The 14,924-nt window shown below is 37.6% G+C and carries 16 protein-coding genes and 1 pseudogene; 4 read left to right on the top strand and 13 right to left on the bottom strand.

Annotated features, from left to right (window positions below):
* Positions 1-27: 27 nt before the first annotated feature.
* Both J671_RS23210 and J671_RS23205 read right to left on the bottom strand, forming a co-directional pair.
* Complete coding sequence (locus tag J671_RS23210) at positions 28-960, bottom strand: IS5-like element ISAha3 family transposase (protein ID WP_031983637.1); 933 nt, start codon at positions 958-960, stop codon at positions 28-30.
* A gap of 54 nt (positions 961-1,014) precedes the next feature.
* Positions 1,015-1,167: pseudogene (locus J671_RS23205) on the bottom strand (ABC transporter substrate-binding protein); the annotation flags it as partial.
* 362 nt (positions 1,168-1,529) lie between these two features.
* On the opposite strand from J671_RS23205, the gene lipA reads away from it, so the two are divergent.
* The gene (lipA, locus tag J671_RS23200; protein WP_004887339.1) at positions 1,530-2,516 is read left to right on the top strand and encodes a lipoyl synthase; all 987 of its coding nucleotides are present in this window, start codon (positions 1,530-1,532) and stop codon (positions 2,514-2,516) included.
* Between the two features lie 157 nt (positions 2,517-2,673).
* Positions 2,674-3,813 carry a helix-turn-helix domain-containing protein gene (locus J671_RS23195; protein WP_004887341.1) on the top strand — a complete coding sequence of 380 codons (1,140 nt, stop codon included), beginning with the start codon at positions 2,674-2,676 and terminating at the stop codon, positions 3,811-3,813.
* A 47-nt stretch (positions 3,814-3,860) separates the two neighbouring features.
* On the opposite strand, the gene J671_RS23190 is transcribed toward J671_RS23195, so the two are convergent.
* The gene (locus tag J671_RS23190; RefSeq protein ID WP_004887343.1) at positions 3,861-4,613 is read right to left on the bottom strand and encodes a TenA family transcriptional regulator; all 753 of its coding nucleotides are present in this window, start codon (positions 4,611-4,613) and stop codon (positions 3,861-3,863) included.
* 320 nt (positions 4,614-4,933) lie between these two features.
* On the opposite strand from J671_RS23190, the gene J671_RS23185 reads away from it, so the two are divergent.
* The gene (locus J671_RS23185; RefSeq protein WP_004887345.1) at positions 4,934-6,163 is read left to right on the top strand and encodes a GGDEF domain-containing protein; all 1,230 of its coding nucleotides are present in this window, start codon (positions 4,934-4,936) and stop codon (positions 6,161-6,163) included.
* A gap of 96 nt (positions 6,164-6,259) precedes the next feature.
* Here the strand turns inward: J671_RS23185 and aroC are convergent, their stop codons facing one another.
* The 7 genes from aroC to J671_RS23150 all read right to left on the bottom strand — a co-directional run bounded on the left by aroC (position 6,260) and on the right by J671_RS23150 (position 12,616).
* Positions 6,260-7,351: a chorismate synthase gene (gene aroC, locus J671_RS23180; RefSeq protein ID WP_004887346.1), complete on the bottom strand. Its 1,092-nt coding sequence runs from the start codon at positions 7,349-7,351 to the stop codon at positions 6,260-6,262.
* A 12-nt stretch (positions 7,352-7,363) separates the two neighbouring features.
* Complete coding sequence (prmB, locus tag J671_RS23175) at positions 7,364-8,368, bottom strand: 50S ribosomal protein L3 N(5)-glutamine methyltransferase (RefSeq protein WP_031983634.1); 1,005 nt, start codon at positions 8,366-8,368, stop codon at positions 7,364-7,366.
* A gap of 237 nt (positions 8,369-8,605) precedes the next feature.
* Entirely contained in the window at positions 8,606-9,811 is a 1,206-nt protein-coding gene (gene trpB / locus J671_RS23170; protein WP_004887349.1) for a tryptophan synthase subunit beta, read from the bottom strand.
* 36 nt (positions 9,812-9,847) lie between these two features.
* Positions 9,848-11,035, bottom strand: a complete 1,188-nt coding sequence (locus tag J671_RS23165) for a vWA domain-containing protein (protein WP_000498059.1) — start codon at positions 11,033-11,035, stop codon at positions 9,848-9,850.
* A gap of 15 nt (positions 11,036-11,050) precedes the next feature.
* Positions 11,051-11,902, bottom strand: a complete 852-nt coding sequence (locus J671_RS23160) for an AAA family ATPase (RefSeq protein WP_002049937.1) — start codon at positions 11,900-11,902, stop codon at positions 11,051-11,053.
* 29 nt (positions 11,903-11,931) lie between these two features.
* Positions 11,932-12,318 (bottom strand): hypothetical protein, encoded by a 387-nt coding sequence (locus J671_RS23155; protein WP_002050047.1) that lies wholly within the window; start codon positions 12,316-12,318, stop codon positions 11,932-11,934.
* Complete coding sequence (locus J671_RS23150; RefSeq protein WP_002049830.1) at positions 12,311-12,616, bottom strand: YcgL domain-containing protein; 306 nt, start codon at positions 12,614-12,616, stop codon at positions 12,311-12,313. Before J671_RS23150 ends, J671_RS23155 begins: the two co-directional genes overlap by 8 nt.
* 441 nt (positions 12,617-13,057) lie before the next feature.
* Here J671_RS23150 and J671_RS25565 point away from each other — a divergent pair, with 441 nt between their 5' ends.
* Entirely contained in the window at positions 13,058-13,222 is a 165-nt protein-coding gene (locus J671_RS25565) for a hypothetical protein (protein ID WP_000086293.1), read from the top strand.
* Positions 13,223-13,295: 73 nt separating this feature from the next.
* Here J671_RS25565 and J671_RS23140 read toward each other — a convergent pair whose 3' ends face one another.
* The 3 genes from J671_RS23140 to J671_RS25560 all read right to left on the bottom strand — a co-directional run.
* Positions 13,296-13,637, bottom strand: a complete 342-nt coding sequence (locus J671_RS23140; protein ID WP_004887353.1) for a hypothetical protein — start codon at positions 13,635-13,637, stop codon at positions 13,296-13,298.
* A 129-nt stretch (positions 13,638-13,766) separates the two neighbouring features.
* On the bottom strand, positions 13,767-14,033 hold the full coding sequence (locus J671_RS23135) for a hypothetical protein (RefSeq protein ID WP_004887355.1): 267 nt from the start codon (positions 14,031-14,033) through the stop codon (positions 13,767-13,769).
* A 90-nt stretch (positions 14,034-14,123) separates the two neighbouring features.
* A protein-coding gene (locus J671_RS25560; protein ID WP_155765206.1) for an IS5-like element ISAba27 family transposase occupies positions 14,124-14,924 on the bottom strand; the annotation gives its coding sequence in 2 pieces (ribosomal slippage) (positions 14,124-14,564 and positions 14,566-14,924; 800 coding nt annotated over the 2 pieces). This gene is flagged as partial in the annotation.

Below are 14,924 nucleotides of genomic sequence, written 5' to 3'. Positions count from 1 at the left end.
GCTGAGTTCTCCCCAATCCATTCAAATTTAAGACACAACTTGGGTGCGAGGTCTACCTAATTCCGTAAATCTATTCAGAACTGCCACACGCGCATGAATTTCATTGACCTGACTTTGAAAATGTCTTGCCGTCAGCCTATCACCTAATAATTTGATGCAATGCATCTTGGTTTCCACCAAACTACGACGGTGATAACCCGACCATTTTTTCCATAGGGTTCTGCCTAAATGTTTAACCGTTTGAAGTAACTCATTTCGTTCTATTGAACTTATTTTAGAATCTTTCCAGGGCTTGGCATTCTTTCTGGGTGGAATTACTGCATGTGCTTGACGATCTGAAATCACTTTTCTGCAGCACTTCGTGTCGTACGCGCCATCGGTATAGACAGAATCTATTCGCTCATCTAGTGGAATTTGATCCAGTAAATCACCTAGTACTTGTGAATCACTGACATTATTTGTAGTAAGCTGAACGGCACGTATTTGCAGTGTTTCAGCATCTATACCAATATGCAGTTTACGCCATTGCCGACGGTATTCAGGCTGATGTTTTTTACGCTTCCATTCGCCTTCACCTAAAAACTTTAAACCCGTAGAGTCGACAAGTAGGTGTAACCCATCATGACTTTTCTGATAGCTTATCGCAATATCAATATGCTTTTGTCGTCTACAAAGGGGGGAGTAATCTGGTGCTGTCCAATTCAAGCCACAGAGTTTAATCAGGCTTTGAACAAAGCCAGTAACCATACGTAAAGAAAGACGGAATAGAGATTTGATCATTAAACAGCATTGAATCGCTGTATCGGAATAAGTTTGATTTCGTCCTTGCTTGCCTTGTGGTTGTGCATACCATTGCGTCTTAGGATCAAACCAGATTGAAATATTTCCTCGCTTGATTAAAGCTTGGTTATACGAGGACCAATTGGTTGTACGATAGATTTTAGGTGTAGGCTTCTTCATCTGGAAATTATATTACTGAAGAAGCCTTCAAGAATAGCTTTGTGCAACAAAGCCAATCCCGACTGCTACAGCTTCTTCTCCGCTATATAAGTGAATAAAGCCTGGAATATCACCATTGGTATTTTCTTCATGAAGTCGATCTTCAAATTCACGAATATCACGCATGCGTTTATATGCTGCGAGTAATTGCTCTTCCGTTAATTGCATATCCTTTTCCTTTATTATCTTGATTATTAAAAATCAACCAAGTTTCAGCGAGAGTTATATATTTCGCTACAAATAATAAAGCTCAATTTAATTTAATATGCTATTAGACTAAAAAGTTTTAAATGATTTTTGTAGCTATTATTTTTTATTTTTCACAAACTTAACTAGCAAAAATAAAATTAAAAAATTTTAATTCATTTCATATGTTTATAAAACAAACCTTTAACCAACCTTTATTAATTTATAATATTTGCTGTGCACTATACGCATTAATAAAATCTTTATTTTTTGTTTATATAAATAAGGTTTTATTATAAACAGTCTAGTTGAAAATTAATTTAATATAAAATGGAATTTTATATATGGACTTAAAAAGGCAAATAGAAACAGGTATTAAATTGAAAGGAATAGATAAAGTTTCTCGTATTCCTATTAAAATTTTACCTACCGAAGAATTACCTAAAAAACCTGAATGGATTCGAGCAAAAATAACTGATTTCGAAGAAATTCAACGTATCAAAAATTTATTACGCCAACAAAAGCTACATAGTGTTTGTGAAGAAGCCGCATGTCCAAATCTACCTGAATGTTTTGGTGGTGGTACGGCAACCTTTATGATTATGGGTGATATTTGTACAAGACGTTGTCCTTTCTGCGATGTAGCACATGGTCGTCCAATGCCTTTAGATGAAAATGAACCTAAACATCTAGCTGAGACGGTCGCTAATCTAAACTTAAAATATGTAGTCATTACCTCTGTAGATCGTGATGATCTACACGATGGTGGCGCAGCACATTTTGTGAAGTGTATTGAAGAAATCAGAAACCATTGTCCAGACACGCTAATTGAAATTTTAGTTCCAGACTTTCGTGGCCGTCTAGAAACAGCACTCTCTACATTAAGCTTATCACCACCCGATGTGTTTAATCATAATATTGAGACAGTGCCACGTTTATATAAAGCGATGCGTCCCGGTTCGGACTATCAGCATTCATTAAATTTATTAAAACGTTTTAAAAAATACTGTCCAGATATCAAAACTAAATGTGGCCTAATGGTAGGGTTAGGGGAAATTGAAGCTGAGGTTATTGCTCTACTCAATGATTTAAAAGATCATGATGTAGATTTAGTGACTATTGGACAATATTTACAGCCCTCTAAATCACATGCCCCTATTCACCGGTTTGTGAATTTACAAGAATTTGAAAGATACACACAGCATGGCAAGCGTTTAGGCTTTAAAAATATCTGGAGTGCACCAATGGTCCGTTCTAGCTATTTTGCCGATCGGCAATATTTCGGTGAACCTGCACCAAAGCCATTTTCAAGAGAGGACGTTTTGTCATAGGACGAGGCGAAATAACAAAACTTACCCAATAGGATAATAGTCAAACTGTTTAAAATTATTTAAGGTAAATGAAATAACGAGGAAATAGTCACAATAAGAAAGCTAAACCTGTTGAGCGGCCACGGATACGCCATTTCAACGATAAAGGAACTTCGATATGGATATGTCAAAACAATTATTATTGCCTTCTACAGATAACCTTCCGTCTTTCTTTAGACCGGAAACAATCTCGGAAACACCTTGTTTAGGAAAAAAGCCGTCACTCGATCTAGATGCGGCTCCTATATTTGATCTAGATCAGGAATGGCAACATTCCTTATTTGGTCGTTCAATCCAAGAGTGCCATAGAAATTTGATGCATATTGCTGAAGATGCAGATATGGCAATTGGGGTGACTGACCCTCATGGTACTTTACTCTGGACATGGAGTAGTATACCTATGCGTTCATCTGCTGAACAAGTTCATTTTGTTGAAGGTGGACAATGGTCAACTCAAGCAGTTGGTCAAAATGCAATTGGTCTTGCCCTGAATACACATTCAGCAAGCTGTGTTTATTCACATGAAAACCAGATGAACAGCGTTAGAGATTGGGTATGTTATGCAGCGCCTATCACCGATGCAAACACAGGTCAGTTTTATGGCATTATGAACTTATCAACTAAATACCAAAAGCATAACTCACTTGGAATTTTAGCGGTTGAGCGCTGTGCAGATATTGTAAAACAAGCCATTCAACTTCATCAAAAGAACATTTTATATATTAAAGCGCTAGGCACACCTAAAGTTCAATACAATCAACATGGCTTAACACTCACGCAGCGCCAAATCGAAATTTTATGTCTTCTTGCTTTATGCCCGGAAGGCATAAACCTAGAAGAGCTTCACTATGCCTTATATGGCGATCGGCCAGTGAGTACCACTACACTAAAAGCCGAGCTTTCACAGCTTCGAAACCTGATTCCCGATGTGATCGAGTCACGACCATATAGACTTAACTGTGAAATTCAATGTGACTTTCTTATGGCTGAGCAAGCACTAAACTTAGGTTTTACTGCCACCACTTTGACACTGTATAGAGGTAGTTTTTTAGCCAAATCAGAAAGCCCATTTTTGTGTGCTTGGAGAGATTGCTTTGATGCCCGCTTGAGTCATGTTATCTATCAAATTGATGATGTAGACCAACTATTACGTGTGGTTAGCCGCGTTCCTGACCGTGTTGATGCCGTTGAACGCTTACTTGAGCTTCTGCCTGAAGAAACGCCTTATCGGGCAAAGCTCTTAAAATTGCTTGAATAAAATAAAAGGGAGAATATCTAACAATATTCTCCCTCTTTTAAATGAAATTAAGCGGAGGCTTGAAGCTGTACCCTATAGCAATCATCTAAAGCTAGTTCATAATAACGTAACCCTTCTTCAGCAGCATGAAATGCTTTTTGCTGCCAATCAGGTCGGTCATTCGACAACCGCTTAATCAACTCCATGGCTTCATAAGGATGTAAATCATCATAATGAGCATGAGCACGCAACCATGCTAAAGAGCGTTTATCAATAGTGACCTCAGGATGATCTGTATAAGCGTGGATACCTTTATAAACTTGAATAGACCAATCACCTGTCGCCCATTCAATTGCCAAATTGGTCGCAGCCAAACATTCAGCCAAGTTACCGCGATGACTCATATTCCATAAAAAGTGATTCACAGCATTCATTGCAGCTGGGGGGCGCACGCTATCAAGCTGTTCTACAGTTAATCCAAAACCTTTAGCCCAATCACGATACCACTGTAAATGGCGCTCTTCGACCTTAATATTTTGAATTAACCAGTCTCGTGTTTCTGTTACACCTGGTTCTGCAAAAGCAGTCGCCTTAGCTAATGCCCCAGCCATATATGACGGGAAATGTGCAACCAGTGGATAGAAATTAAGTAAAGCATAACGGAAACTTTCTAGGCTCAATCCCCCATTGGCCATTTCAGTAAAAAACGGATGTTTACTCACCCGCTCCTTAACCGGTAAAAGATCATCCCAAAACCGCTGAGACCATTCATTATGCGCTGTAATTTCTAAACTCATTCCATATTGATTTAAAGCAGTCATTGCTAATTTTCCTATTTATATGACAGCAATCATCTGTACTTCACGGCTATAAGTCTATCCGAAAATGATAAAGATACAATCTTTAATCGACCATTAGTAATTTTTTCTCAAAGGTTTTGAATCTTTAGATAATTGTGACGCTAATCATTGAAATGTCGTGATTTTTATCACAATAAGGACCTATAAAAATCATTACTTTTTTAAAAAATCTGTATTATTATTTTGAATAAACCACACAATATATAACCAATATTTTTAGATGGAACTTTAATAAAACAAGTCGCATTTTATGCCAACTTCCAATATAGAGAGCATTAATTATGAAGTTGCAAGGTTCCAATATATTGGGACAGGAACAAATAGATTTATTAACCACACGCGGATTAAATTTCGTATGGTTTCCAAAGCAACTTGAAACGATCTATCGTTTTCAATATCAAAATGGTGCGGCCTATGAGTTTCGCTATAGAGCACCTATTATTTTAATATTATATTTATTTTTAAGCTTTGGTATATACCAAGTCTTACCAACCGACCAAGTTTTATCCTGGTTAAGCTATTATTCTTGGGTAGGTATAATTGTTTTAATTGCATGGATTTTATCGTTTATTAAAAAATTAAATCAGTGGTTTGATTATTATGTCGGAATTGGCTCTGCTTCCGCTGTCGCTATCACCTTTATTTTAATTAACGTTTTAGAAAATGGCCAAGATAATGTACTTTTTCATGCAGCAATGATGTATGCGATTGTGATTATCTACGGTGCGGTAGGTATGCGCTTTTATACTGCAATCATTGCAGGATGGGTCGGCGGTTTGGTTGGTATTTTAGTCAGTACTTATGTGAAAGGTGACATAGATTGGACCTTTTTGAACCGCACATATACGTTTAGTAGTTTCTTAGGAATGACACTTGCGTATGCTACAGACCGTCAGCACCGAGAAAACTATTTACAAAACTGTATGATTGAACTCAACCGTATTGAACTCATGCAACAAGCGCAGCAGTTGTCTTTACTTTCACAGCAAGATGCTTTAACTGGACTTGCTAACCGACGTTATCTCGATGAAACACTAGACAATGAATGGCGCCGTGCGCTGCGTCATGAAACACCACTTACTATTATGATGGTGGATATCGACTTCTTTAAACCCTATAACGATACCTTAGGACATCTTAAAGGCGATCAGTGCTTAAAAGATATTGCGACTGCAATTTCTTCAATTGCTGCTCGTAGTGGAGATTTAGTTGCCCGTTATGGTGGTGAAGAATTTTTACTTCTCTTCCCTATGACCAATGCACAACAAGCTCAAATTCAAGTCGAAAGATTAATGAACGCAATTAAAAAAATTGCCATTGTTCATCCATGTAGTAGCGTTTCACCATATGTAACCATTAGTGTGGGTGTGGCAACCACAATTCCACGTTTAAATGATTCAATTTCTGCCTTTGTTAGCCGCGCAGACCATGCACTATATCAAGCAAAAACAAATGGTCGTAATCAGTATCAAATTGCTGTAAATCAAGAACAAATTGTAGATTTAACTTAATTATTAATAGGTCTTTTAATTAAAAAAATTGCGCTCAATAACAATAAAAAAGCCACATACTTTGAGTTATGTGGCTTTTTTACATCAACCAAGTATCTATGATTCAATTGGCGCAAATGGCGGAACAACATCTGCATTTTGAGCACGATTTCGTAAGAAATGGTCCATTAAAACAATTGCTAACATTGCTTCAGCAATTGGAGTTGCTCGAACACCTACGCACGGGTCATGACGGCCTTTAGTTAATACATCAGTATCTTCACGATTTAAGTTAATCGTTTTACCTGGAGTAGTAATACTTGCTGTTGGTTTTAGTGCAATCGCCACACGAATGGTTTGACCACTTGAGATACCGCCCAAAATACCACCAGCATGATTTGCCAAGAAGCCATGACTCGTCAATTCATCACGTGTTTCATGACCAAACTGACCTGCTACAGCAAAACCATCACCGATTTCAACGCCTTTAACCGCATTAATACTCATCATGGCATGTGCAATATCAGCATCTAAACGGTCAAAAACAGGCTCGCCCCAACCAACAGGAACTTTCTCGGCTAAGATTTCTAGCTTAGCACCACAGCTTGTACCTTGTTCACGTAAAGACGTAACCAATGCTTCAAAACGAGGAACAGCATCTACATCGCCACAGAAAAACGGATTATTTGGAACTTCATTCCAATCTAGTTTTTCAGCAACTTCGTTACCAATTTGAGTGACATGACCACGAATCAAGACACCAAATTTTTCTGCTAAATATTTCTTCGCAATAGCACCAGCTGCAACACGCATAGCAGTTTCACGAGCACTTGAACGACCACCACCACGATAATCACGGAAACCATACTTTTGTGTATAAGTATAATCCGCGTGACCCGGTCTAAAGGTTTGCGCAATATTCCCGTAATCTTTCGATTTTTGGTCAGTATTACGAATGAGTAAACCAATTGGTGTACCTGTGGTTTTACCTTCAAATACCCCTGAAATGATTTCAACTTGATCAGGTTCTTTACGCTGGGTAGCAAATTTCGATGTACCAGGCTTACGGCGATCCAAATCTATTTGCAGATCTTCTTCAGTCAATGCAAGACCTGGTGGCACTCCATCAACAATTGCCATTAAACCAACACCATGCGATTCACCGCATGTGGTTACACGAAAGAGTTGTCCAATAGTGTTCCCTGCCATACGTACAACTCCTTAAGCTTGTTCTGCAAATAATTTTCTATAACGACGACATTGCTCAGCAGTTAAAGCAAAAATACCTGAACCACCTTTTTGGAAAGTAAGCCAGTTAAACTCAACAGTATTGAAGTTCTGACGCATAGCCCATTCAGAGTTACCGACTTCAATTACGATTAAACCATCTTCTGTTAAATAATCTGCTGCTTGAGCAAGCATTTTACGAACTAAATCTAAACCATCTTGTCCTGCTGCTAATGCAAGTTCAGGCTCATGCAAAAACTCTTCTGGTAAGTCAGCCATATCTTCGGCATCAACGTACGGCGGGGTACTTACGATTAAATCGTACTGATTTTCAGCTGGAATCTTGGCAAACAAGTCAGATTCAAGTAACGCAACTTGATATTGCTTATTGTGATGTTCAACATTAATCGAAGCTACTTCTAAAGCTTCTTTAGAAATGTCTGTTGCATCTACTTCTGCATCTGGATAAGCATAAGCTAAAGCTACTGCAATACAGCCAGAACCTGTACACATATCTAAAATACGTTGCGGTGTCTTAGGCTTGGTATTTTCTGGTAAGTTGTTAAGTGCTTCACGCATTTGACCATTTTCATCTAAGCAATATGGTGCAAAACGTTGCTCAATTAATTCTGCAATTGGTGAACGAGGAATAAGCACACGCTCATCCACATAAAATGGCTTATTGAAGAAGTAAGCTAAATTTAATAAATAAGAAGTTGGAATACGCTCATTAATACGACGCTCCAACAAGCTTAAGAATTCTGCTTTTTCACTTGGTAAAAGTTTAGCATCTAAAATCTCTGAGTCTGCTGACCATTCAAGAGATAAGGTTTGTAAAACTAATGCAGAGCTTTCTGCAAAATAATCTTCAGTGCCTTGTCCTAAATGTGCATCATGTTGACGTAATGCTGATACCCCAAAACGAATAAAATCTCGAATTGTTGATAAATTTTCAGCAGCTTCCTGTAAATGTTCAGGGCTAATCGTCGGTCGCTCCACTTAGGCGTCTCCAAAGGCAAATTTTGCAAAGTGACTATTCTACTGAGTGAGACAAAGCAACGCAACGCTTTGCCTTGTGAAGCAGTGTTTTACATATCAATCTATGACAATCACACGTTAAAATCAGAATACTTTGTTTTAATTAAGAAATAATGAACTTTATAAGTAACGCTAAAGATAGTCTTTGAAACAAAAAAGCGGCCTTTAAATACTGACCGCTTATTAACTCTAGTTGTCTTAAAGCTTAAGCTTTTCTGCAACATAGTCAGAATCTTTATCTCCACGACCCGACAGATTCACCACAATCATGGTTTCTTTCGGTAGCTTTGGTGCTTCGCGAATTGCCCAAGCCACAGCGTGTGAGCTTTCAAGCGCAGGAACAATCCCCTCAACACGCGATAATGTCATAAAAGCATTTAAACATTCTTGATCAGTTGCAGTGCTATATTCCACACGTCCTAAATCTTTTAAGAAACTATGCTGTGGACCAACACCTGGATAGTCCAATCCTGAAGCAATAGAATGTACAGGTAAAGGTTCACCAGCTTCATTTTCAAGTACATAACACGCCATGCCATGAATTTGGCTTGGTTTACCTAATGTTAGGGTTGCTGAGTGCATATTGGTATCTAACCCATGTCCAGCGGGTTCAACTCCAACAAGTTTTACATCTGGATCATTTAAAAATGCCGTAAAGGCACCAATCGCATTTGAACCACCACCAATACATGCCACCACATAATCTGGATTTTTTCCAAAGCGCTGGTGTGTTTGATCTTTAATTTCATTGCCAATAATTGATTGGAAATCTCGAACCATTTTCGGAAATGGATGTGGCCCAACCACAGAACCAATCGCATAAATAAAGTTTTTAGGGTCTTTTAAATATTCTTCAAACGCACTATCTACAGCATCCTTTAAGGTTGCTGTACCGCGAGTGACCGATACCAAATGAGCACCTAAAATTTTCATTTTGACGACATTTGGATGTTCTTTTTCAATATCAACTTGACCCATGTGAATTTCGCACGGAATACCCACTAAAGCACACGCTGTTGCCAAAGCAACGCCATGTTGACCCGCACCTGTTTCAGCAATGACTTTCTTTTTGCCCATATATTTAGCAAGTAAAGCTTCGCCTAAGCAGTGATTAATTTTATGAGCACCCGTATGGTTTAAGTCTTCACGCTTTAAATAAATTTGTGCACCACCTAACTGTTCTGAAAGGCGTTTTGCATGAAATAAAGGACTTGGACGACCTACATAATTTGCAAAGAGATCTGATAATTCATTTTGAAACTCTGGTGTATGGCGGATTTCTTCATAAGCAACATTAATTTCATCCATTGCTTCTTTTAAATGTGGAGGAATAAATTGCCCTCCATACTCACCAAAAAATCCTTGCTCATTTGGTAAAGCAATACCATTAATTTGATGTTGCATATCATCCCTCTTTTTAAATTATTAAAGTTATCAAGTTTATCGAGAAAGGTAACGCGTTAAATCTTCAATGCCTTTTAGAGTCATTGGGTACATGTGGTTTTCAAAAATCTCTTTAATCCAACCAATTGTTTGGGTGTAATGCCAATACCCTTCTGTTTCAGGGTTTAACCATGCTGTTTTATCAAAATGCTGACGCAGACGACGTAACCAAACTTCACCTGCTTCATCATTCATATACTCAACCGAGCCACCTACCGATTTCAGCTCATACGGTGCCATACTGGCATCACCTACTACAATTACACGATAGTCACGTCCATAGGTATGAAACAAGTCCCATGTGTTCATGCGAGTCGCTGTTCTTCGATAGTTATCTTTCCAAACATAGTCATAAAGACAGTTATGGAAATAAAAGTATTCAAGTGTTTTAAATTCAGTTTTAGCCGCGCTAAACAACTTTTCACATTGAGCAATATGAGCATCCATTGAACCGCCCACATCAAATAACATGAGTACTTTAATTCGATTACGACGCTCTGGCACCATTTGAACATCAAGAATACCTTGCTTGGCTGTTTCTCGAATAGTTCCGTCAACGTCTAGCTCTTCGGCAGCGCCTTGCCGGGCAAATTTGCGTAAACGCCGTAAAGCAATTTGCATTTGGCGGGTACCAAGAACTTGGTCATCATCTAGATTTTGGTATTTACGCTGTTCCCAAACTTTAACCGCCGAACGTTTACGGCCCGGCCCACCAATTCTGACGCCTTCCGGATGGTCACCAAAAGCACCAAAAGGTGAAGTTCCACCTGTGCCAACCATACGGTTACCACCTTGGTGTTTTTTATGCTGTTCACGTAAACGCTCTTCTAGCATTTTCATCAGTTCTTCTAAAGAACCTGCTTTTTGAAGCTCAGCTCTTTGCTCTGGTGTTAAATGCTTTTCTAAAAGCTCTAAATCGAACCAGTCTTTTGGTAGTTTATGGACTTGCTTGAGTAATTCATCGATATCGAAGGTTTCTATGCCATCAAAGTAATCTTTCATGGCACGATCGAACTTATCAAAAAAGCGTTCATCTTTAACTAAAATTGTTTTAGCAAGTTGATAGAACTCTTCTTGATCGGCAAAAACTAAACCTTCACTCACCGCACGATTTAAGTCAATCAATTCACGGGTCGTGACTGGAACACCATATTTTCGTAAGGTGTAAAATAACCGCACAAACATGGGTTATTCTCTCCTTTAACGTCGCGACATGAAAGCCAAACGTTCAAGCAGTTGCACATCTTGTTCGTTTTTAATGAGTGCGCCATACAAAGGTGGAATAGCTTTTGATGTATCTCGATTACGTAGTACATCTTCTGGCATATCATCTGCCATAAGCAGACTCAACCAATCGATCAGTTCAGATGTAGATGGGGGTTTCTTCAAGTTAGGAATTTCGCGGAGTTTGAAGAAAACTTGCAGAGCTTCATTTACCAAAGTCGCAGAGATATTTGGGAAATGTACCGAGATAATTTCACGCATCGTTGCTTCATCTGGAAACTCAATATAGTGGAAGAAGCAGCGACGCAAAAACGCATCTGGTAATTCTTTTTCGTTATTTGAAGTAATAATTACGATTGGACGTTGAGTAGCAGTAATCGTTTCGCCTGTTTCATAAACATAAAAAGACATCTTATCAAGTTCATGTAACAAGTCATTTGGAAACTCAATATCTGCCTTATCAATTTCATCAATTAAAAGCACACAGCGCTCTTCACTGGTGAAAGCTTCCCACAGTTTACCGGGCTTAATATAGTTCTTAATATCGTAAACACGATCATCACCCAGTTGACTATCACGCAAACGAGACACAGCATCGTATTCGTATAAGCCTTGCTGTGCCTTAGTTGTTGACTTGATATGCCAAGTAATGAGTTTTAAACCAAGGCTTTGTGCCACTTGCTCAGCAAGTAAAGTTTTACCTGTACCCGGCTCACCTTTAACCAATAAAGGCTTTTGCAAAGCGCGGGCTGCTTTTACAGCAAGTTTAAGACTATCAGTCGCGATATATTGATCTGTACCGGTAAAATGTTGGGTATCAGCAGACATGTAGAGACCTTATTTTTCTATTTCAATGGTTAGATGGAACGCATGCTTTTGTTTGTTGTATATTTTGACCAACAATAGCCAATAAGCAAACCTAGACCGATTACAAACAGAATTAAGGATAAATTTGACCAGATTAAAGGACTGTCTTTAGTTAACACACCAAACAATAGCCCAAAAATAGCTGGAGCTACAGATGCATTAGGACCTTCCGAAACGGTTGGTGTCACCAAAATGGCAAAAACAACTAACCAGCTTATTGCGCCAAAAGTAGCAGGTAGGCGGCGCATTAAACGCCACCAACACCACAAAGCAATAATAGCGCCAACGCCATAAGCTGTTAAAGCAATGATCTCCTCAGGAACTGCATCGAGAGAAGAAAGTAATTGATTTAGAACTCCAGCTTGATCTTCACGCACCACGTAAGCCCTCTGGTTCAACTGCATTTGGGTTAATTAACCCTTCTGGCGGCATCTGAATAAAGAAACCTTTTGTTTGTAATGAGTCTAGAACATGTAAAACATTTACACGCGCTAATTTACGTGTTGGAGCCAATTCTAAATGCATGACAAACGTTGCACGACCAAATGCTTGTAAAACAGCTTCTGGAACTTTTTCAAACGGATCAGCTTGCTCCGCATCATCAGGATAGTTTGGACGAGCAATATAAATGTACATTTCATCTTTTTTGCTCGATCTATAAATATCACAGTGCATTTCAAATCAACTCTTGAACTAAGGACAGCATACATGAAAAAAAACAACAGACACACGCAGGTTTGTTTACGCATCAGTCGTTTTTTCTTTTCTCGCGAAATATTAACCCACAACAATCATTAAGGTCGATAAATAACTTTTAATTTTCTAAAGTTTTAAATTATCCAACCTCTATTAACGTATTAATTTTACATAAAAAAGCTTTTTATCAACTTTTATAAAATGAAAAAATTACATTTTGAAAACAATAAACTTACTCTCAAATAAATTAAATTTATCTTAACACATTGAAAATAATAAATTTAATTTAAATAAAAGTTAAAATAAGAATTAAAGAAGATTCAACTTATGTATACAGGATAAGACATTATTTAACCGATTTTAAATTCGGATGTGTTTCAATAATAAAAGATCTTAAAAGAAAATATGGAGGTCTTTACTATGTCTCGTGGCGACAAATCATCTTACACAGCAAAACAAAAGCGTCAGGCTAAACATATTGTTGAGAGTGAAGTAGATAGAGGTCATTCTCAAGAAGAAGCTGAACGTATCGCATGGTCTACCGTCAATAAACAAGATGGTGGCGGCAAGAAAAAATCACATTAAAATTATTACCGGATACTTCTTTAGTTAAGTTAAGGACTAAAGAAGTATCTTATCAATAAGTTAATCAAAAGTTTTAAAAGACTCTTGAGCCCTGCATATAGTCATTACTCACCTGATTTAAGGCACTCAAAATTGTGCTGTGGTTTTCAGTAAGTAACGCTTCATTTAAATGATTCATGTAATTCATTAATGTTTCTTTAGAAGCTTGTGCAAACTCGGTAGTTACCGCTTCATCTTCATATAAAATGACATAACTACGAGCAAACCCATAAATAAGATAAGCTGCGGCTTTTTCATTGAAATTTGAAGATTGCTTAAGATACTGCTCACACGCATTTTTTAAGTTTTTAAATGCATCTGTACCAGTCGATTGATTTTTGAAAGATGAAAGTATTGTTTGGAAGTTCATATCCATATTCCACTCAAAAAGTAAAGCTACAGAAGAAGCATAAACCTGTCAAACAATATATTGATTTTTATAAATTTAGATTGTAAAAAATTATAAGAAACGCCCTAATCTATGGGCGTTTGAATAGATTAAAGCTTAGAAACTGACTTCAATATTGACGGTTGTACCAGACTGATCAATATTGGTTGAAACGTTGAAACCTCGTGTCTTTAGCTCTTCCTCTACTTGCGTAATATGTTCAGGGTGCAAAGCATCTATTGGAAATTGAAACACTGCTCGACGTTTACCTTCTTTCGAGATTTCCTCAGTTCCAGTTAAGATTTTTTCCAACAATATTGCTTGATCTATTTTGACATCTTTAGCATTTTTTCTTGCCTGTTCAGCATTAAAATTATTAGCCATGTTTATCTCTCTAGTTATTAGTAACTTTCATTTATAGCATAAAAAATTAATCTCAATATTAACTTATTATTAGACCTCTTGCGAAAGTCGTTATTGCAAGTTCATCCGATTTACCAGTGCAGCGATTAAGTTAATGCGTAAACCGAATCTTTTCCGTCTATTTCGATAGCGTTTACTTAATATTCTAAATGTTTTCAATTGACTATTAATATGTTCGATCACAACTCGTATTTTTCCAATCATTTTATTGTACTTTTTCTCAACATCAAATAAGGGTAAATTCTTCTTTTTCTTTATTGGCATCAATAATTTAAAGCCATCTTGCTCTAATCCGTAGTACCCTAAATCGGTCATAACATATTTACAATGTTTGAATTTTTTAACCGTTCTTCTTGCCAATTTAATGTCATGCTGACTGCCATTCGATATATCTAGCCCTATGATTTGTTTGCTGTTCGGATGATAGATCACTTGTGCTTTTAGCGTATGTTTCTTCTTTTTACCACTGTAGAACTTACTCTGATTTTTTTTTCGGACGTTCTATTGAACATTCTGTCGCATCAATAATGACCCAGTTAAACTGTTCGTCTGCTGTGGTAATGCTTCGTTTTGGCAGAGTAAACCGTCTTGATTTCATCAATGCATCTTCAACCTTTTTAATGGTTCGATTCACATTACTTTCAGCGATATGGTAATTTGCAGCCAACTCCAATTGAGTGCTGTAATTCCGTAAGTAATTGAGTGTTAATAATAATTGATCCTCTATAGCTAAAGTATGAGGACGCCCAGATTTCTTTTTAAGTGATTCTACTTCTTTTAAAACTTCGATCATTTCACTAAAAACTGGTCGAGGTACACCAACCAAGCGCTGGAATTCAGAATCTGAAAAAC

It is taken from the genome of Acinetobacter sp. 1130196, from assembly GCF_000588095.1.
Lineage (GTDB): Bacteria > Pseudomonadota > Gammaproteobacteria > Pseudomonadales > Moraxellaceae > Acinetobacter > Acinetobacter nosocomialis.
The sequence above is the reverse complement of the archived record's forward strand: the minus strand, read 5'-3'. Positions and strand labels throughout refer to the sequence as shown.